Annotated in this window: 22 protein-coding genes and 2 tRNA genes; 12 read left to right on the top strand and 12 right to left on the bottom strand. The window is 66.8% G+C overall.

The window, feature by feature from the left end; genetic code table 11:
- Window positions 1-72: 72 nt before the first annotated feature.
- The gene (locus tag JNUCC0626_RS23860; RefSeq protein WP_394612993.1) at window positions 73-591 is read left to right on the top strand and encodes a Scr1 family TA system antitoxin-like transcriptional regulator; all 519 of its coding nucleotides are present in this window, start codon (window positions 73-75) and stop codon (window positions 589-591) included.
- Here JNUCC0626_RS23860 and JNUCC0626_RS23855 read toward each other — a convergent pair.
- A complete protein-coding gene (locus JNUCC0626_RS23855; protein ID WP_157512840.1) occupies window positions 588-764 on the bottom strand; it encodes a hypothetical protein in 177 nt (58 codons plus the stop codon). The genes JNUCC0626_RS23860 and JNUCC0626_RS23855 overlap by 4 nt on opposite strands.
- 82 nt (window positions 765-846) lie before the next feature.
- On the opposite strand from JNUCC0626_RS23855, the gene JNUCC0626_RS23850 reads away from it, so the two are divergent.
- Both JNUCC0626_RS23850 and JNUCC0626_RS23845 read left to right on the top strand, forming a co-directional pair.
- Window positions 847-1404: a carboxymuconolactone decarboxylase family protein gene (locus tag JNUCC0626_RS23850; RefSeq protein ID WP_394612992.1), complete on the top strand. Its 558-nt coding sequence runs from the start codon at window positions 847-849 to the stop codon at window positions 1402-1404.
- 4 nt (window positions 1405-1408) lie between these two features.
- Window positions 1409-2221, top strand: coding sequence for a class I SAM-dependent methyltransferase (locus JNUCC0626_RS23845; RefSeq protein ID WP_394612991.1), 813 nt, complete (start codon window positions 1409-1411; stop codon window positions 2219-2221).
- A 16-nt stretch (window positions 2222-2237) separates the two neighbouring features.
- Here JNUCC0626_RS23845 and JNUCC0626_RS23840 read toward each other — a convergent pair whose 3' ends face one another.
- Together JNUCC0626_RS23840 and JNUCC0626_RS23835 are read right to left on the bottom strand one after the other, a co-directional pair.
- Window positions 2238-2867 (bottom strand): dioxygenase, encoded by a 630-nt coding sequence (locus JNUCC0626_RS23840; protein WP_394612990.1) that lies wholly within the window; start codon window positions 2865-2867, stop codon window positions 2238-2240.
- A gap of 117 nt (window positions 2868-2984) precedes the next feature.
- Window positions 2985-3857, bottom strand: coding sequence for a sigma-70 family RNA polymerase sigma factor (locus JNUCC0626_RS23835; protein ID WP_394622084.1), 873 nt, complete (start codon window positions 3855-3857; stop codon window positions 2985-2987).
- 26 nt (window positions 3858-3883) lie between these two features.
- Here JNUCC0626_RS23835 and dnaG point away from each other — a divergent pair, with 26 nt between their 5' ends.
- The 3 genes from dnaG to JNUCC0626_RS23820 are packed head-to-tail and all read left to right on the top strand — an operon-like array spanning window position 3884 to window position 7041.
- Entirely contained in the window at window positions 3884-5773 is a 1890-nt protein-coding gene (gene dnaG / locus JNUCC0626_RS23830; RefSeq protein ID WP_394612989.1) for a DNA primase, read from the top strand.
- A complete protein-coding gene (locus JNUCC0626_RS23825) occupies window positions 5773-6276 on the top strand; it encodes a hypothetical protein (protein WP_394612988.1) in 504 nt (167 codons plus the stop codon). The genes dnaG and JNUCC0626_RS23825 overlap by 1 nt, the downstream gene beginning before the upstream one ends.
- Window positions 6277-6300: 24 nt before the next feature.
- Complete coding sequence (locus JNUCC0626_RS23820) at window positions 6301-7041, top strand: trans-aconitate 2-methyltransferase (RefSeq protein ID WP_394612987.1); 741 nt, start codon at window positions 6301-6303, stop codon at window positions 7039-7041.
- Between the two features lie 6 nt (window positions 7042-7047).
- Here JNUCC0626_RS23820 and JNUCC0626_RS23815 read toward each other — a convergent pair whose 3' ends face one another.
- Window positions 7048-7320 carry a YtxH domain-containing protein gene (locus JNUCC0626_RS23815; protein ID WP_394612986.1) on the bottom strand — a complete coding sequence of 91 codons (273 nt, stop codon included), beginning with the start codon at window positions 7318-7320 and terminating at the stop codon, window positions 7048-7050.
- 144 nt (window positions 7321-7464) lie between these two features.
- Between JNUCC0626_RS23815 and JNUCC0626_RS23810 the strand changes: the two genes are divergently transcribed.
- Window positions 7465-7537: transfer RNA gene (locus tag JNUCC0626_RS23810), tRNA-Asn, on the top strand.
- Between the two features lie 71 nt (window positions 7538-7608).
- Here the strand turns inward: JNUCC0626_RS23810 and JNUCC0626_RS23805 are convergent.
- Entirely contained in the window at window positions 7609-7887 is a 279-nt protein-coding gene (locus JNUCC0626_RS23805; protein ID WP_394612985.1) for a hypothetical protein, read from the bottom strand.
- A gap of 166 nt (window positions 7888-8053) precedes the next feature.
- On the opposite strand from JNUCC0626_RS23805, the gene JNUCC0626_RS23800 reads away from it, so the two are divergent.
- Window positions 8054-8911 (top strand): oxygenase MpaB family protein, encoded by an 858-nt coding sequence (locus tag JNUCC0626_RS23800; protein WP_394612984.1) that lies wholly within the window; start codon window positions 8054-8056, stop codon window positions 8909-8911.
- Here JNUCC0626_RS23800 and JNUCC0626_RS23795 read toward each other — a convergent pair.
- Window positions 8866-9327, bottom strand: coding sequence for a GNAT family N-acetyltransferase (locus JNUCC0626_RS23795; protein WP_394612983.1), 462 nt, complete (start codon window positions 9325-9327; stop codon window positions 8866-8868). The two genes, JNUCC0626_RS23800 and JNUCC0626_RS23795, sit on opposite strands and share 46 nt — an antisense overlap.
- 111 nt (window positions 9328-9438) lie before the next feature.
- On the opposite strand from JNUCC0626_RS23795, the gene JNUCC0626_RS23790 reads away from it, so the two are divergent.
- Window positions 9439-9516, top strand: a tRNA-Ile gene (locus tag JNUCC0626_RS23790).
- A 222-nt stretch (window positions 9517-9738) separates the two neighbouring features.
- A complete protein-coding gene (locus JNUCC0626_RS23785; protein ID WP_394612982.1) occupies window positions 9739-10902 on the top strand; it encodes a tyrosine-type recombinase/integrase in 1164 nt (387 codons plus the stop codon).
- On the opposite strand, the gene JNUCC0626_RS23780 is transcribed toward JNUCC0626_RS23785, so the two are convergent.
- Window positions 10891-12042, bottom strand: a complete 1152-nt coding sequence (locus JNUCC0626_RS23780) for a hypothetical protein (RefSeq protein ID WP_394612981.1) — start codon at window positions 12040-12042, stop codon at window positions 10891-10893. The two genes, JNUCC0626_RS23785 and JNUCC0626_RS23780, sit on opposite strands and share 12 nt — an antisense overlap.
- A 233-nt stretch (window positions 12043-12275) precedes the next feature.
- Here JNUCC0626_RS23780 and JNUCC0626_RS23775 point away from each other — a divergent pair, with 233 nt between their 5' ends.
- Complete coding sequence (locus JNUCC0626_RS23775; protein WP_394612980.1) at window positions 12276-13151, top strand: DUF5753 domain-containing protein; 876 nt, start codon at window positions 12276-12278, stop codon at window positions 13149-13151.
- A gap of 117 nt (window positions 13152-13268) precedes the next feature.
- Window positions 13269-14141: a helix-turn-helix domain-containing protein gene (locus tag JNUCC0626_RS23770; RefSeq protein WP_394612979.1), complete on the top strand. Its 873-nt coding sequence runs from the start codon at window positions 13269-13271 to the stop codon at window positions 14139-14141.
- A 191-nt stretch (window positions 14142-14332) separates the two neighbouring features.
- Here the strand turns inward: JNUCC0626_RS23770 and JNUCC0626_RS23765 are convergent, their stop codons facing one another.
- The 5 genes from JNUCC0626_RS23765 to JNUCC0626_RS23745 are packed head-to-tail and all read right to left on the bottom strand — an operon-like array spanning window position 14333 to window position 18245.
- Window positions 14333-16492, bottom strand: coding sequence for an FtsK/SpoIIIE domain-containing protein (locus JNUCC0626_RS23765; RefSeq protein ID WP_394612978.1), 2160 nt, complete (start codon window positions 16490-16492; stop codon window positions 14333-14335).
- Window positions 16485-17306: a hypothetical protein gene (locus JNUCC0626_RS23760; protein WP_394612977.1), complete on the bottom strand. Its 822-nt coding sequence runs from the start codon at window positions 17304-17306 to the stop codon at window positions 16485-16487. Before JNUCC0626_RS23760 ends, JNUCC0626_RS23765 begins: the two co-directional genes overlap by 8 nt.
- A complete protein-coding gene (locus tag JNUCC0626_RS23755; protein ID WP_394612976.1) occupies window positions 17303-17632 on the bottom strand; it encodes a hypothetical protein in 330 nt (109 codons plus the stop codon). Before JNUCC0626_RS23755 ends, JNUCC0626_RS23760 begins: the two co-directional genes overlap by 4 nt.
- Complete coding sequence (locus JNUCC0626_RS23750; protein WP_394612975.1) at window positions 17629-17967, bottom strand: WhiB family transcriptional regulator; 339 nt, start codon at window positions 17965-17967, stop codon at window positions 17629-17631. Before JNUCC0626_RS23750 ends, JNUCC0626_RS23755 begins: the two co-directional genes overlap by 4 nt.
- Window positions 17964-18245, bottom strand: coding sequence for a helix-turn-helix domain-containing protein (locus tag JNUCC0626_RS23745; protein WP_394612974.1), 282 nt, complete (start codon window positions 18243-18245; stop codon window positions 17964-17966). Before JNUCC0626_RS23745 ends, JNUCC0626_RS23750 begins: the two co-directional genes overlap by 4 nt.
- Between the last annotated feature and the right edge of the window lie 153 nt (window positions 18246-18398).

Below are 18398 nucleotides of genomic sequence, written 5' to 3'. Positions count from 1 at the left end.
CGGACCCCGTTCGCCCTGATGGGCGAGCGTTTCGCGCGGCGAGATCATGATCATGGCCTTACGGTTCGTGGCATGACCCAGCACGGTGCCGGCGAACAGCTCGTCGTGCTCGCCGCGGCGGGAGCCACGCAGATCACCTGCTTCAGCGGCGTCACCATTCCGGTCCTGCTCCGGACCGAGTGCTACGCGAGGGCGCTGGCGGGGGCGCTGGGCTTCACCCCGTCGCCGGAGCTGCAACGCGACGGCGTGCTGCCGCAGTGCGTGTTCTTCATCCACGAGTACGCGCTGAACACCGTCGTCGGGGGCGACCGGCTGATGGAGGACCAGGTCCTGCACCTGCTGTTCCACGCGCCGTCGATCAGGATCGTGCCGGCCAGCGCGGGCGGGGCGGCGGCGGTGGGGCTCGACTACGCGCTCATCCAGTACGAGCACGAGCCGCCGCTGGTCTACCTCGCGAACTGGACGCTCGCCAGCGACGCCGCGACCGTCGAACGGGCCGTGGCCATCTTCCAGCGCATGCACGCCGTCGCGCTCGACAACGAACGGTCGCGCGACGTGCTCATGGAGTACGTCGCCCGGTACGACCGTTAGGGTGTGTTGCGGCGCAGGAAGAGGCGCATGCCGTCCTCGCCGGGCAGCGCGCACAGCAGCAGTTTGACGTTCTGGTGCCGCACCGGAACCGCACACGAGTCGCCTGCCAGCAGCGTTCCCGCCAGCAGGCCGGCCGACTCGTGGTCGATGTCCAGCACGAAGTCGTTGCTCATGCAGGGACCCTATGAGTAGAGCGGCTCGGGCCCCAGTCACCCAAAGGTGTCACGTTCTGCCGGGCTGCCCCGTCCACCCTGCATGACGAGGATCAAGGGAGTTGCCAAGAAGGACGCGGGCCTGCTGCTCAAGGCCGTGTACTGGTTCGCGCGGCGCGAGTTCGGGGCCGTGCCGGAGCCCGTCACCGTGATGGCGCACCACCCGAAACTGCTGATGGCGAGCGGACGGCACGAGCTCGCGGTCAAGAAGGCCGTGCACGGGCCGTTGTTCGAGCTGGTCGTCTACCGGACGGCGGTGAAGCTCGGCTGTTCGTGGTGCGTCGACTTCGGCGCCATGCTGATGAAGCACGGCGGTCTCGACGTCGAACGGTTGAAGCACATCGACGAGTACGCCACCTCGTCGTTGTTCACCGACCTCGAACGCAAGGCGCTCGCCTACGCCGACGCCATGACCGACACCCCGGTCGCGGTCACGGACGCGCAGGTCGCCGAGCTGGAGAAGCTCATGGGCCGCAAGCAGCTCATCGCGTTGACCTACCAGATCGCGCTGGAGAACCAGCGCGCTCGGTTCAACAGCGCGTTCGACATCAAAGATCAGGGATTCACCAGTGGTGACGCGTGCCGCGTCCCGACAAACTAGGGGAGTGGAGAAGATCACCCTGACGGGTGCGCAGGAGACCATGCTCGCCACGCTCTACGGGCGGGCCCTCGACAGCGTGCGGCCGGCGTCCGTGCTGCACGACGACGAGGCCAAGCGCGCCGTCGACCGCATCGACTACGACTTCAGCAGGACCGGGATGAACACGACGTCCGCGGTCGGGGTCGCCATCCGCGGCCGGGTGCTCGACGACTGGACGCGTGAGTTCCTCGCGCGCACCCCGTCGTGCACGGTGCTGCATCTGGCCTGTGGCCTGGACACGCGCGCGCATCGCCTCGAACGGCCGGACACCGTGCGGTGGGTCGACGTGGACATGCCGGACGTGGTTGCGTTGCGGCGCAAGCTCTTGCCCGAACCGCAGGGCGACTACCGGCTGGTGGCGTCGTCGGTCACGGAGGACGCGTGGCTCGCCGAGGTGCCCGCCGACCGGCCGGTGGTCGCGGTGTTCGAGGGCCTGGCGATGTACCTCACGCAGGCGGAGGGACACGGGCTGATCAGCCGCATCACGACCAAGTTCGCGAGTGGTGAGCTGCTGTTCGACGTCTACGGGTCGTGGGGGATCAAGCTGCAGAAGCTCGTGCCCGCCGTGAAGAACGCGGGCGCGACGTTGCACTGGGGCGTCGACGATCCGCGCGAGATCGAGGCGTTGCGCGCGGGACTGACCACAGTGGACTCCTGGCGCAGCGTGGACCTGCCGCACCTGGACGCGTTGCCCAGGTCCGGCAGGATCCAGATGAAGGTCGTCAGCGCGGTGCCGAAGCTGCGCGACGTCGGGAAGTTGCTGCGAATGCGGTGGTGAGCTTCTTCCTGGTGGCTCAGGCTTCCAGGACGAAGTCGAACTTCGCGGTGTAGCGGTTGCCGACGAGCGGGCCGAGTTCGACCTCGCACTCGCGGTCGAGGTAGGCGTCGCGCCGGTTCAGGTAGGGCATGTTCATCCCGTACGCCCTGAGGTTGTCCGGGAAGAACAGTTGTGTGGTCAGGATCCGGCCGCCGCGGGGCTGCGCCTTGACGTGGATGTGCGGGGTGCGGCCGGGGTAGTCCTTCGGCACGATCGTCTCCAGCACGTACGCGCCGGAGGCGTTGGTGAACTGGTGGCCGCGCATCTTGAACGTGGTGTTGTCGTAGACGCCCCGGTCGTCCGACTGCCAGAAGTCCAGCAGTGCTCCGGGAATCGGCTGGCACTTCATCGTGTAGACGAAGCCGGTGATGCTCAGCACGATCCCGGTGACGCCGGGCGTGCGCAGGTTCGTGCGCTGCGGTGAGTTCCGCTTGAAGTAGGGACCCTCGATGTTCGACGGGGTGTCGTCGTCATCGACGCAGGTCGGGGTGAGCGGCAGCGGGGCACTGCGGGCGGTGGTGGAGCCGGCGGCGGTCAGGGCGACCACGGCGGCGGCGCCGGTGGTCGCGAGGAACGACCGGCGCGAGGGGATGTCTTGTTCGGGCATGACGGACTCCGGGTGGTTGCAACCCGCGGCAGGGGGCTTGGGCTGGACCGACGGCGTGTGACGTTAGCCAGCACGCCGTTCCCGGCTCCAGTTACGGTCCAGACCAAAAGCTCCGGCTCAGAACGCCACGTGGGTGAGCTTGTCCGGGTTCGCGATGTCGTAGACGGCCGCGACCTTGCCCTCGTGCACCGTGAACGTCGTCACGCGCGCGGTCACCTCGCCGTACGCCGGCATCACGAAGCCGAGTTCGCCGTTGACGAACATCGGCCGGTGCTCCTCCGGGAAGCCGTACTTCTGCATGAGGCCGAGGAAGAAGCGGGCGACCTTCTCCGCGCCCGTGACGGTGTTGACCGCCGTGCGCACCTTGCCGCCGCCGTCGCCGATCATCACCGCGTCCGGGTGCAGCAGTTCCAGCACGGCGTCGATGTTCCCGCTCGCCATGGCCCGCATGAACTTCTCCAGCACCTCCTGCTGCTCGGCCAGCGCCGCGCGGGGAGGCGGGTCGGCGTCCGCGACGGCCTTGCGGGCCCGGGACGCGTGCTGGCGCGCGGACGCCTCCGAGACGCCCAGCACCTCGGAGATCTCGTTGAACGGCAACGAGAACGCGTCGTGCAGCACGAACGCCACCCGCTGGTCCGGGGTGAGCCGGTCGAGCACCACGAGCGCCGCCATCCGCACGCCGTCGGAGCGCACGACGCTCGCCAGCGGGTCGTCCTGCTCGCCGGTCGTGAGCAACGGCTCGGGCAGCCACGAGCCCACGTACGTCTCGCGGCGCACCGCGGCGGAGCGCAGCCGGTCGAGGCAGATGCGGCTGACGACGGTCGTGAGCCAGCCCCGCGCGTCCTTGACGCCCTCGGCCTTCGCGAACCGCGGCCAGGCCTCCTGCACGGCGTCCTCGGCGTCGGCGATGCTGCCGGTCAGCCGGTACGCGACGCCGATCAGGTGGGTCCGGTGGAGTCCGAAGACGTCAGCGGTGGTCACGGTCGGCAGTTTGCCAGGGGATTAGACTCGGGGACGTGGCAGGACGCATCAGGGAGAGCGACATCGCGTTGGTGCGTGAGCGCAGCCGCATCGACGAGGTCGTGGGTGACCACGTTTCGCTGAAACGGGCGGGCGGCGGCGCACTCAAGGGGCTGTGCCCGTTCCACGACGAGAAGTCGCCGTCCTTCAACGTGCGCCCGTCGCACGGCACGTACCACTGCTTCGGCTGCGGCGAGGGCGGTGACGTGATCGCCTTCGTGATGAAGGTCGAGCACCTCTCGTTCGTCGAGGCCGTCGAGCGGCTCGCGGACCGCGCGGGCATCCAGCTCGTCTACGAGGGCGGCGGCGCGACGATCCAGCGCGACCGGGGCACCCGCAGCAGGCTCATCGAAGCTCACAAGGCGGCTCAGGAGTTCTACGCCGAGCAGCTCAAGACGCCGGAGGCCCAGCCCGCGCGGGAGTTCCTGGCCGAGCGCGGGTTCGACGAGGCCGCGGCACGCCAGTTCGGCTGCGGCTTCGCGCCCGGCGGCTGGGACAAGCTGACGAAGTACCTGCTCGGGCGTGGTTTCGAGCTGTCGGAGCTGATCAAGTCGCAGCTGGTCAAGGAAGGCAAGCAGGGGCCGATCGACCGGTTCCACCGGCGGCTGCTGTGGCCGATCAAGGAGATCAGCGGCGACGTCGTCGGGTTCGGTGCCCGGCGGATCTTCGACGACGACCCGATCCAGGCGAAGTACCTCAACACCAGCGAGTCGATGATCTACAAGAAGTCGCAGGTGTTGTTCGGGCTCGACCAGGCCAAGCGGGAGATCGCGAAGCGCAAGCAGGCCGTGATCGTCGAGGGCTACACCGACGTCATGGCGATGCACCTCGCGGGCGTGCCGACGGCGGTCGCGTCGTGCGGCACGGCGTTCGGCACCGACCACATGAACGTGCTGCGCAGGCTGCTGATCGACGACGACGTGAACGGCGAGGTCATCTTCACCTTCGACGGCGACGAGGCGGGCCAGAAGGCCGCGCTGAAGGCGTTCGACGGGGAGCAGCACTTCTCCGCGCAGACCTACATCGCGGTCGCGCCGGACGGCATGGACCCGTGCGAGTTGCGGCAGAACAAGGGCGACGTGGCGGTGCGCGACCTGGTGGCGCGGCGCATCCCGCTGATCGAGTTCGCGATCAAGGCGCAGCTCAAGGCGTACGACCTCGACTCCGTGGACGGGCGCGTCGAGGCGTTGAAGAAGATGGTGCCGTTCGTCGCGCAGATCAAGGACCGCGCCAAGCGCGACGGTTACGCGACGCGGCTCGCCTGGTGGGTGGGCTGGGACGACGAGGCGATGGTGGTGCGCCGGGTGCGGCAGACCGCCGGTGGCAAGGCGCCCGTCGCCGCCGCTCAGCGCGTCGATCCGAACCAGATCGCGTTGGGCGTGGAGGTGGACGGGCCCGCCCGGCCGAACCCGCGCGACCCGAAGCTGGTGTTCGAACGCGAGGTGCTCAAGATCGCACTGCGGCTGCCGGAGTACGCCGGCCCGCTCTACGACTCGCTGCCGGACGAGGCCTTCACCGAACCCGCGTACGTGGCGCTGCACCGGGCGATCCGGGACGCGGGCGGCGCGTCGTGCGGGCTCGCGGGCTCGGCGTACCTGGACGCGATCTCGCAGACGTGCGCGCACGCGTCGGTGCGGTCGGTGCTGACCGAACTCGCCGTGGAACCGTTGGCGGTCAAGCAGAACGACGAGTTCCGCTACGTGTCGATGGTGATCGCGCGGCTGCAGGAGGTGCAGGTCGGCAAGCAGGTCGACGACGTGAAGTCGCGCCTGCGGCGGCTCTCGCCGATCAAGGACGCCGACGAGTACAGGGCGCTGTGGGGCGACCTGGTGGCGCTGGAGGAGTACCGCAAGGCGCTCCTGCAGCAGAGCGCTGGAGTGCTGTAGTGGGCCTGTTCAGGCGGTTGTTCGGCGACGGTGCGCCCGACGGGTTCACGGGCGCGCTGGAGAAGGACGAGACCGTGATCGCGCACGCGCCGGTGACGTCCGGCGGGCACCTCGTGGTGACGTCGCTCGGCCTGTGGGTGCCGAGCGAGGGCGAGCCGCGGCGGATCGGGTGGCACCTGGTCAGCAAGGTGAAGTGGGAGGGCTCGCTGCGGGTCGTGGAGGCCGTCGAGGCGTCGTCCGAGGGACCTGTGGTGCTGCTGGAGGACCTGCCCGCGCTGCGGTTCGCGGTGGATCGGCCGGATCGGGTGCTGCGCGCGATCAGCCAGCGCGTCGAGGGGTCGATCCGGCTGCGGGAGCGCGTCGAATCGCCGGGTGTGTGGATTCTGCAGCGCAAGATCCCCGGCCGGGACGGCGTGGTGTGGCAGGCGCGGGGCGATGCTGGGGTGGACCTGGCGTCGGTGCGCGAGGCCGTGGGGCCGTTCGTCGCCAAGCTTGCGGGCTAGCAGTACGCGTGTACTGTTAGTCGTATGTGGGATCCGGCGCAGTACCTGGCCTTCGCCGATCACCGGGCGAGGCCGTTCTATGAACTCGTTGGGCGCGTACAGGCTTCGTCGCCGCGCCGTGTCGTCGATGTGGGCTGTGGGCCCGGCAATCTGACGGTGTCGCTGTCGTCGCGTTGGCCGTCCGCCGTGGTCGAGGCGTTCGACTCTTCGCCGGAGATGGTCGCGGCGGCGCGTGAGGCCGGTGTCGACGCTCGGGTGGACGACGTGACGACGTGGAAACCGTTGCCGGACACCGATGTCGTGGTGTCGAACGCGGTGTTGCAGTGGGTTCCGGAACATCCCACGATCGTGTCTAAGTGGCTTTCGGTTCTGTCGCCTGGCGCTTGGCTCGCGTTCCAGGTTCCCGGCAACTACGCGGATGCGTCGCACCGGCTGATCCGCGAGGTGGGCGGGGAGGCGTTGGCGCCCGTTTTCCGTGCGGAGAAACCGGTTCTGGACCCCGTGGGGTATGCGGACCTGCTCGGTGACTGCTCCACTGTGGACGTCTGGGAGACGACGTACGTGCAGCGGCTCTCCGGTCTCGATCCAGTGCTCGAATGGGTGACTGGCACGGCTTTGCGTCCCGTGCGCGCCGCACTGTCCGATGAGGACTGGCAGGCGTACCGGGCGGAACTGGCGCCGCGGCTGCGCGAGGCGTACCCGCAGCGAGCCGACGGCACCACGTGGTTCCCGTTCAGGAGGATCTTCGCGGTCGCTCAGGTGTGAAGGTGATCACAGCCGAGGCGGTGTGGTGACCTTCCCGTTGGTCTCGTCCTGGTGTCGCCACGGCGCCTTCTCGGCGGCCTTCTCCGCAGCGTCGACGGCGACGTCCTTGGCCTGAACTGCGGCTTCGAACGCCTTGTCCTTCGCCTGCGCGGCCGTCTTGCGTACCGTCGGGTTCTCGATGAAGCGGTGCCAGAGGCGCACGATCTGGTCGTAACGCTCCCGTCCGGCCTTCGCGCCGAGCACGTAGCCGATGGCCGCACCGACCAAGATGCCCTTCATGTGGCGTCTCCTCTCGCATCGTGCCTGGTCAGGACCCATGATCTCGCAATGTGGGGGGTGCCTGCAAAACCCCTTTTGAGGCTCATGTAGAGTTACCCACTGTCAGGAGGAACCAAGCCTGGCAGGCAAGACACAACAGAACATTCCCCCATAGCTCAATTGGCAGAGCATGCGACTGTTAATCGCAGGGTTACTGGTTCGAGTCCAGTTGGGGGAGCTTAACAGCAGGTGAGGCCCCATCCGATCATGGATGGGGCCTCACTTCGTTTTGTGGATCCCTTGCGTGGGTCAGTTCGCCTCTTGATCGGTTTTCAGCTGTCGTCGTAGGCGCTTGATCTCGGCGATGAGGCGCGGGACGCCGTCGCGCGCCGCGGCCACGATCTCGCCGCGGTCGAAATCCGGCCACCGCTCGCCGAGGCCGGTGTCGGGCACGGTGCTCACAGCAACGAGGCTCATCGCGTGGGTGTCGTCGAGAGCGCGGACGAACCACGGGCCTGGCGTCGCGGCGGTCGCGAGTCCGTCGAGTTCGTCCAGCTCGTCGTCGGTGAGCCACTCGGGGGTGCTCATCAGGCCGTCAACTCCTCGCGCTCGACGACAGGATCGTTCGGGAAGATACGCCCTCTGCCCATCTTCGCGGCCGTCGTTCGATGCCACAGTCGAAAGTGAGCTTTCAGGGCACCAGTCATCCGACTGGGGTCTTTTGGTGGCGGGATCTGTCGGTCAGCTTGGAGGGATGGCCCGCTTCGCGAACCTCCGCCGCATCGCCTCGCTGGACCCGGTCGCCGACCACGAGGAGATCATGCGGATCTCCGCGGGCCTGGAGTTCCCGTGGGACTACCAGAAGTCGCTGGAGCTGGCTCTCTTCCGCACGTACTGCGTGCCGACGATCTCGGGCCTGCTCGACCGCACCGGCGAGTTCGAACGCCGCCCTCAGAAGCGCTACGACGACACCGCGATCCTGATGGCCGAACTCGTCGAGCACGGCTACGACTCCGCGCGCGGCCGCGAGGCGTTGCGCGTCGTGAACCGTCAGCACGGCCGTTATGACATCTCGAACGACGACATGCTCTACGTGCTCTCGACGTTCATTTACGACCCGATCGAGTGGATTTCGCAGTACGGCTGGCGGCCGCTGACCCACGTCGAGCGGCAGGCCGCCTTCCACTTCTACCGGGCGGTTGGCGCGCGCATGGGCATCCGCGACATCCCGGCCGACTACGTGGAGTTCCGCGACTTCAAGGCTGCCTACGAGGCCGCGCACTTCGTGTACGCGCCGTCGAACGGCCGTATAGGTCAGTACACCCTCGACCTGTTCTGCTCGTGGTACCCGTCGTTGGCGCGCCCGGTCGTCTCGCGTGCCGTGATCGCGATGCTGGACCCGCTGATGGTGCGCGCGTTCGGCTTCACCGCGCCCCCGTCGTGGGTGGGTCGGCTGGGGCGGCGCGCGTTGCGGCTGAGGGCGTTCGTGGTGCGGCGCATGCCCGTCCGCAAGACCCTGAAGCTCACCAGCACCCCGAACCGCACCTACCCGGACTACCCGCGCGGCTACCGGCCGGCGGACCTCGGCGCGATCTCCAGCACGGCCCGCTGACCGTTGAGCACGAACCCCAACGCCTTGAGGAACTCGTTGCCGGGCTTGAAGTCGTCGAGCCGCACGTGCGCCCGCGTGACGTCCGGGAACCGCTCCGCGAGCGCCTTCACCATCTCGCGGCCGATACCCCACCGCCGCAGGTCCTTCGGCACCAGGAAGAACCCGATGCTCGCCTGCCCCGGCCCGGGGTGGTCGACCGTGAGGTCCACGAACCCGATCATCTCCTCGGCCTGTGCCACCAGCAGGTGCTTCTGCTCGAACGAGGCCCCCTCGGGCACCGAGTAGAAGAGGCCCTGCACGTCACCGGGCCCGGACGGGTGGCCCGTCGCGGCCTGGAACCAGTCGTCGCAGTCGGCGAACAGCCGCAGCACCTCGGGCTCGTCCGCCGGGGTGAAGTCGCGGAGGGTCAAACGCACGCGTCCACCCTATGTGTCGCTCGCCACGGGGGTGCGCAAGGCCCGTTCGGCGTGATCGGTATCCTCCACCACGCAGCGTCAGCGGGTCGGGGGTCCGCGTGGGCTGCGAGGGGGCCAGTAGCTCAACCGGTCAGAGCAGCAGACTCATAATCTGTCAGGTTGTCGGTTCGAATCCGACCTGGCCCACCATTCTGACCAGCATGGACATGGTGTTTCAAGATCCGCTAAAGATCATCTGTCCATGTTGCTGTCCATTGACAGTGGGTTGACCATGAGGTCATGACCAGGTCAAACGACTCCGAAGACCGTCGGACGCGAGGCAGCATCCGCGTACGCGGCAACTCGCTCCAGGTCCGCGTCTTCTCGGGCACGGATCCGGTCACGGGCAAACCCGTCTATCTCACCGAGTCGGTGAAGGGCACGGACAAAGCGGCGTACAAAGCCGCCGACAAGGTGCAGACCCGGCTACTCGCTGAAGTGGACTCACAGCGCGCCACAAGTTCCAACGCCACTTTCGCCTACGCCGCTTCCGAGTGGCTGCGAGTGACCGAACTGGAAGACAGCACGCGCGAACTCTACGAGGGCTATCTCAGTCGCACGATCAATCCGGCCTTCGGCTCCACGCCGGTCAGGAAGATGACCACGCGGATGCTGGAGAACCTCTACGCGGACCTTCGTCGGTGCCGCGTGCGCTGCGATCGCAAGCCGCACTTGGAGCACAAGGTCGAGGGTGATCACGATTGCGCGAAGCTCAAGTGCAAGCCGCACAAGTGCTCACCGTTGTCGACCTCTGCCGTCCGCCAGGTGCATTCCATCCTCAGCGGTGTTCTCGGTGCTGCCGACCGATGGGACTGGATTCCTGGCAACCCCGCCAAGGCCGCGAAACGGCCGAAGCAGAAGCAGCCGCAACCCGAGCCGCCTTCGTCTGTCGATGCCGCACGTCTCGCCGAAGAGGCGTTCCAGATGGATGACGACTGGGGAACGCTGGTCTGGTTCGTCATGACCACCGGCGTGCGGCGCGGCGAACTCTGCGCGCTGAAATGGTCCTCCATCGACCTGGACGAAGGCGTGGTCGAGATCCGCCGCAGCTACCGGTTGCGTCGCGGAGTCGGCACCGAGAAGGACACGAAGACTCATCAGATGCGGCGGATTGCGCTCGACACCGAAACCGTCGTGCTGCTCATGGAACATCGCGACCGTTGGCGTGATCGGCTCGCCGCAGCAGCCGTTGATCTGACGGACGACATGTACGTGTTCACCGGGATTCGAAACGCAGACCCAACGCTCCCGTACTCACCGCACGCCGTGTCGAGCCGCTACAAGGAGATGGCCGACCGGTTGGGGATCAAGACCCATCTCCACGCATTGCGGCACTACTCCGCGACTGAACTCCTCACCGCCGGAACCGATCTCCGCACGGTCGCCGGACGTCTCGGACATGGGGGCGGCGGCGCGACGACGTTGAAGGTCTACGCAGCCTGGGTAGCCGCTTCCGACCGGAAGGCGGCCGAACTTCTCGGCTCCCGGATGCCGAAGGTCACGAGGAAGCCGCGTGAGCAGAAGTCAGCCGACTAGAGCGGCAAGCCGTTTGCTCTGACGCACCGAACCAACTTGAGCCGCCAGCAGCCGCGCACGTTTCGCGTGCGCGGCTGCTGCGTCCTTCTCTCCGGTCGCGGTGAACACCTGAGCAAGGTCAACCTGCAGCGTGGTCTCTGCGCGGGTAAAGCTCGTGTCGAGTCGTCCCAGCACGTCTGAGAGAACGTCGATCGCTTCAAGTGCACCGAGCCGCGCTAGGGCATTGCCACGCCACCGAGATAGGTGAGTGCTGTCGAAGACGAGATAGGGCGTGTCGCCGCTGTCTGTAGCGGGCATGGCTCGCGCGGCATCATCGAATGCGCGCATGGACCGCTCCTCTTCGCCGTTAGCTGCACAGGCTTCGCCGTAGCCCGCGGAAAGCCACGAGAGCAGCAGATCAGGAACCCGCCCGCGTGCGTTGGCGCGCACGTCATCGGTCAGATCGACGGCGGCCTGTATCTCGCCGATGTCGAGCAGAACGACGGCTTTCCCCGCACGCGCATACGCCTCAAGTGCAGGCGATTGCGCGTATCGCGCGGCTCGGATGGCTCGGTTGTAGTAAGCCCAGGCATCGCTGGTCAGTCCTTGGTCGAGCGACTGCCATCCGGCCAGCGCGGAGGCATCAACCAAAACGGCCGCCAACCCCGCTTGCGATGGCTGATTGAGGACGTCGTCCAGCACCCCGTCCATCTGGTCGATCTGCGCGCGGAGTTGACCGACCAATGTGGGGGCACCCAGCCGGCGATCGATCACGCGGGTGACGTCGAGTTGATGCTGGAAAAGCTTCACGGTGCTGGCGTCGATGTTGCGTCCTGCCGCGATGCGGGCCTGCAACTCCAGATCGTCGGGCGTGGTGGAAACCGACGCCTGTACAGGCTCAAGGAGGCGGGCGACTGGCACGTTGAACATCGCTTCGAGCAGGCGTTGCGTGACCTGTCGGGGAGGGCCGAGCGGACGGCCGTCGGCACGGACGCCGGAAGCGAGGCGTTGAACGTGGCGCGGGCCAAGTGTGGCCTTGATGCCGTGCTTTCTGGCGAATCGCTCGGCCTCCCAGCTGAACTCCTCAGCCGTTAGCCGTCGCTGGCGAAGCAACTCGCCGAACAGCGTCCCCGGATGCCCGCTTCGATCTGGCGAACTCATCGGCTGACCTCTCCGTCTCGCTAATGTCAGCGCCGACAAGTGTAGGTCGAGAGAGGTCGGCATAGGTCTTTCCCTGGTCATTTACACCCGATGTGCCGACCGGGAAGCTGATGTCTGCGGATCTGACGTCGATCGAGTGTTGAGGCCGTGCAGAGAGCTGTGTGGGCGCGAAGAGCTACGGACGCACCTGAACGCGTTCGGGCCACCCTTGAAACTGGTGCGGGGAGCTAGACATGCCAAAGAGGATTTCGACTGCGCGCGGGCGGGAGTTCGGTGACGGCGTCAGGGCTGCTCTCTCGGCAGCAGACCTGACCGGGCATGCGGCCGCCGAGATCGTCGACTGGGATGAGGCCAAGCTCTCGAACGTGTTGAACGGCAAAGGCGGAGCCAGCCAACTCGAAGTCGCCGCGCTGCTGGGTGCCTGCCGGATCAACGCCGCTGAGTTCGCGCACTTGATGTCGCTGTACCCGGAGACGCACATCAGGGGCTGGTGGCAGCAGCACGGTACGTGCAGCCCCATCTGGCTTCGCACGTTCGCCGAGAACCTGGCGGCGGCCGAGTCGCTGACGAGTTGGCACACGCACATGGTTCCGCCGCTTCTGCAGACAGTCGACTACGTGCGTGAGGTGCTACTGGCATCGGCCACGGTGTCCGTGGACGAGTTGCAAGATCGGGTGAAGGCAAACTTCGCGATGCAGGAGTTGCTTCGTGGTGGCAGGAAGTGCACGTTCTTCATCCACGAGTTGGCTCTGCATCTCCGCGTCGGTGGTGCCGAAGTACATGCCGCGCAACTGCTTCACCTTCTGCTCATGGCGAAGTGGGCGAACACCACGATCCGGATCGTGCCTGCTGACCTCGGTGCGCATCCCGGCTTGGCAGGGCCGTTCACCCAATTGACCTTCGCGAAGTACGAACCGCTGGTCTGGGTGGACACCGAGAACTCCAGCCTGCTCGACGAGTCGACTGACGCGATCACGGGCTATCAGGAGGTCGTTCGCGCGCTCGAAGAGAAGAGCTTGGATGAGTCCGACTCGAAAGCGCTGATCTTGCGCCTTTACGACACCTTGTGCCCTGTGGAAAGCAAAGTCCCAGTCCGCAGGTCTGTCTGATGGGGACACAGAGCCACCAGCCTCGGGACTCCGTCACACGCGACCGGGGCTGGCAAGGGGAGTCGACGCGGTGCGGCTCACCGCGTCGGCTTCACCTATGTACCGAGCGAGCCGAGCATGCCTAAAGACTTCAAATCCAACCTTCAGAATCGCGCGGTCGGTCGTGCGCTTGCGTTGTGGCGCAAAGAGAGCGGCTTGAGTCTCTCGAAGGTTGGGGAACGTGTGGGCTGGTCGACGGCGAAGACGTCGATGATGCAGAACGCCCTCATCCCGATCGTTGACGCTGACGTTGTTGCGCTTGCCCTGGTGTACGGGGTGAGCAGCAGACGACGGATGCCGGTCGTGCTGGGGGCGCAACGTGCACGCGATCCTTCTCGATTTGATCTGCTGAACGATGGTGTGACCACGTGCGTTGGATGGACCTATGCGGAAGTCGAGGCCGAAGCGAGCCACGTGCAGATGGTCGCGCTGGACGTATTGCCCCCGGTCGTCAGGACGCCGGAGTACGACGCAGCGCTGCGCAGCGCTCAACTAGGTGCGATACCCCAACAAGATCACCGCCACTATGGAGACGATCAGCGCAATCGCGTGATGCAACACCTCGGTCAGGGACCGTCGCTGCGGATGGACCTTGCTGTGGGTGAGGCAGTCTTGCGGCGCCCGATCGGTAGTCCGCTGGTGATGGCAGATCAGTTGTTGCGATTGGTCGCACTTGCCGAGCTTCCTGGCTTGCGGGTGCGACTTGTACCGGATGAGTTGGGCGCGTTCCCGGGGATGACGTCGTTCTCCCTGCTGTCGTCTCGCGAAGATGAGTTTCAGCCCGTCGTCTACCTCGACACCTTGCACGGCGGGACGTGGTTGGAGGCCGAGAGCGAATGCTCTCTGTACGCCGAGACGTTTGATCGACTTGCAGCCCTGGCGCTTCCAGCGGCGGACACGATTGAGCGATTGGTCGAGGCTGCGCAGTCCCTGAAGGACAGCGCATCCTGAGTGACGGGCTAGACGCGTGCCGTGTCCTCTCGGCAGGACACGGCACACCGCCCTCTTAGTGCGCTTGTGACGGGTTGACCGGCGCCCGTCACACCTGTCACGGCGGCTTGTTTCCGCTGCTAGTCGCCTGTTCTCGGCCCGTCACAGGGCGTGTGACGGGGTGACGGGCGCGGGGGACGGGTTGTGACGGGTCATCGGTCACCATTGTCGATCATCTCCAGGTCGATCACCGCTGCGTCGCGGAGACGTTCTGCTGCCGCGCGGATATCCGCGACGACATAGCCCCGTACCTGCCGCACTCCGTCGTCTGTGGGCACCCGGTCACGCTTCGGGCTGCATCCGTACTTGGCCATGTCGAGCCCGAACGCGGTGGACTCCATGCCAAGCACCGCCACGAGTTCAGCGGTGGGTACGAAGCCTCGGCCGCCGGTGTCGAGGTCGTCAGCGAGGTAGTCCACGACCGATGCCAGCGGTTCAGGCAACCCGGTCTCTTCCGTGTGTTCCGCTCTGGTTGCTGTTGGCGCACTCCCGATGGCCTTTGCCACAGCGGCCTGGTCGAGCACCGGCGGTGCGTCCTGTCCTGCGGCGTGGCCGCTGAGCGTTCCTTCCTGTTCGCGTAGTGCACGACCTTGCGCGCAGATCTCGCGCCAGTCCTCGTTGGGCATATAGAACGTGCGCACCGTCAGCGCCAGCACATCCGTCCCTGCCTGGGTTTCGCCGTCCGGGCGCAGGATGCCGACGCCCTTGTGAGAGGGCAGCAGGCGGCTTGAGTCGTAACCTCGGGTGTTCATCTGTTCCCCGAGGATGATGTTGCTGTCTCGCCAGTCCATCACTCTCAGTGCGAACCGCGACCCGAGCACGGCCCGCAACCCGGACGGGATCGTCTTGCCGTCCGGCCGCTGGGTCGCCAGCACCAGGATCACCCCGGCCGCCGGGGCCTTCTTCGCCAGCCACATCAACAGTTCCCCGACGTATTCGCCAGCCGTGAGTTTCTTGCCCTGGACCTCCACGGGTGTCCTGTCTTCCAACGGGATCTGGACCTCGTCCACGATCAGCGCGGTGATCGGCATCCCGAGCGCGACGTCTCGGGACATCGTCGGCGTGACCTTCGATTCCGGGCAGGTGAGGTCGTCGAGGTCCTGCATCCTTCGGTAACGGGCCTGCACATCAGCGACCAGTTCCACGAGCCAGTCCACGAACCTCAGCACGTACTCGGAGTCGTCGCCTGCCATGAACCGGTGCGCAACTTGTTCGGCGGCCTTCCAGTCCTTCCCGTTCTTGAAGTCCGCGACGTAGACCCGCACGTGCGGGTCCAAGATCAAGCCCGCGGCTGCTAGCCGTTCGGCCATTGTCTTGCCCTGCCTGGGGATTGCGCCGATCAGCATCGACGTCCACACCATCGGCAGGTCGATCCTGCGTCCGCGTGCGTCGGTACCGAACGGCACCGGCCGCCACACGTCCCACCTCTCGACCGCCAGCAGCGGCGTGCGGATCGGTGGGGCGCTGTAGGGGTCCTCATCGGCGACCCACAACGCCACCCTTCCGGCATGACCGCCGTTGCCCCGGACCCGTTCAACGCTGAGTTGGATCTCGTCCACAGCGAGCGCGGATGCCAGTGCGTCGCGGTTCTTCACGATGTCGACCGCCTTGCGTGTGGCGGGCAGATCGACAGTGACCGCCCACCCTTCACCTTCGCGGGTTGCGCGGTGCACCAGGCGCAGCGTCTCGTCCTTCCCGATGAGTTTCGCGTCCCGGAACGCGTCCACGAGCACCTGAGGATCCATCGTCCACGTCAGCGTTCGCGGCCCGGCGAGCACCGCACGCCTGCCGGGGCTGCCGTCCTTGCGGCGGCCGAGCACCGCCAGTGCCACCGCCGCGACCGTCCCGGCGACCCACAGCGCCCGAGACCCGTAGAGCAGCCAGCCGACCAGGCCCAAGGTCGGCACCGTGGCGGTCACGGCTCCGGTGACCTTCCACCGGAACAGCGTCAGTGCGCGGATGTCGGTGAACTTGTCGGCAAGCTTCTCCGACTGCTCGGCAGCCTCGCGGTAGTCCCGCACCGTCACCCACGACCGCCACCACCGCACGGCGACCACCAGACCGCGCGCCACCGCCCCGAGGAACCGGAACGGTGAACGCAGCACCATGACGGCCAGATCCTTCGCTGCCTGTGCGGCGTGAACGCGATCCTTTGCCCACAGCGGCACGCGCGGTGAACGCCCCCACGTGTTCATGAACCGCTGCCATCGCGACGGACGCATCTGGGGCTGCGTGGCGTTCACGAACTCGCCCTCGAACACCTGCCGGACTGGGAGGTCGGCATCCGACGCCGGCGAATGCTGGTCAGTCATCGCTGTCACCGCCGTCCACTTCGGCCGCCAGTGTTGCCGCCAGCCGGGACGACAATCCGCGAGAGCAACCCGTGACACCACGTGCCCAAGCGGGACTCACCACGACACCAGGTGACCACGCTTCACGCGCAGCTGATAGGTACTCGTCGAACGACACCCGAGCCGATTTCTTGTTGCGATGCCTGGGTTTCACAGGTGCACGCGTGACCTTCGGGGCCAATTCCGCGGTGACCGGTCTCGCATGCTCGGACGCCTCCGTGAACGCAGTCGACGCTGCTTCCGTGAGCTTGTCGCGGAGATCCGTGACGGCCTCTGCGGCGACGAACACGACCAGCGGTGGCACGGAGTGCAAGACGACTCCGGACACTGAACCGGCTGCCCACGAATGCCACGTGTTCATGACGTACGTAGCTGCGAGCGTGAACCACTTCGCTCGCCTGGTCCACGGCCCTGTCCGCACCCGGTACCGCGCGGTCACCTGCTCCGCGCGCAGGATTGCCAGCAGCACCAGCGACACCGTCGGGTCGAGCAGCCACGCCGCCAGCCACGGCAGCGACCACACCGCCGTGCCCGCTGCCGCGAACGACTGCACGTTGGTCATCGTGAACCCGAGACCGAGCACGATTCCCGACCAGCACAACCGGTCCACCTGAGCGCGCACCCGCTCGACGCGCAACGCGATGACGTCCGGGTGCGTCGCGTACGCGCGCAGCTCGGCAGCCTCCGCAGCATCTACGGCCAGCCTCACGGCCGCCGGGGCGGGTGGCCGCCCGAAGGCGGCCACCCCTTCCCAAACCCTCTCCAGCGTCCTCATCGCCGATCACCCCGGCCACGCGGACCGTCGTGCGTAGTGATGGTCAGAGCTTTCGTCAGCGTGTACGCCGCGAACAACGCGGGCAGACCCAGCACCACGAGCAACACCACGACGTCGCCCCGGTGCGTGATCACCACCCACTGCACACCCACAATCGCCCCGGCCATCAGCAGTACCCGCCCGGTCAGCGACAGCAACCGAGCACCAGCACGCGCCGCGTTCGCCGTCGCCTTCGCCCGGCGGGCACTCGCCCGCCAGACCCACACCAGCACTGCGACCACACCAACAGCCGCAAGGATCTGCGTCGGAGTCAGGTTGACCGTCATGACGCCCCACCGCCTTCACGGCGAGCACGCCACACCCGGAACACCTCGCGGCGGTCGTCCTGCGACAGACCACCCCACACGCCCACGGTGTCCTCACCGGCAGTGCGCAACTCCAGCTCCAAGCACACGCCCCGGACCGGGCATTCCGCACAGAGCCGCGCGGCAGCCTCCCTGTCGGTGATCTCCTCGTCTTCCCACTCGGGGCCGTCCTCGTCAGCCCACAACCACATGCACGCACCGTCCCGCGTCACGATCTCCAGCAGGACCTCGTCCGGCACTTTTGCGTAGCGGTCGAGCTCGGCCGCCACCACCTCGTAGTAGTTCTCCGGGTTCACCACGCACCCCCGGTCGCCCGCTCGAAGTCACGGGCGTTGCGGCGGTCTGCTGCCATCTGCGCGACGTCGACAACGCCGCTGGACTCCGCTGCCTGCCGCGCCAGCTCTTCAACCGCCCGCGCGGGAACCACGTACCGGGTGCGCACCCGCACAGCGGGAAACGCGTCCTCCCTGATCGCTCGGTAGATGGTGGCCGCGTCGACGCGCAAGATCCGCGCGGCCTCTGTCACCGTGTAGAAGATCGGCGAGCGGTCGCCCGCCGTACTGTTCGATGTCATTGGATGTAAGCCCTTCAGAAGACTGATTTCTTCGGCGAAGGCGCTGACATTGGCGTCAATAACTACCGATTCTCCGCTAATGTCTGCGCTAAGTCCGTTTCCTGCCTGCATGCCGCGCTAATGTCGGCGCTGAGGCGGAGCACGGAGGCGCAC

This window comes from Lentzea sp. JNUCC 0626, from assembly GCF_043632865.1.
Lineage (GTDB): Bacteria > Actinomycetota > Actinomycetes > Mycobacteriales > Pseudonocardiaceae > Lentzea.
The sequence above is the reverse complement of the archived record's forward strand: the minus strand, read 5'-3'. Positions and strand labels throughout refer to the sequence as shown.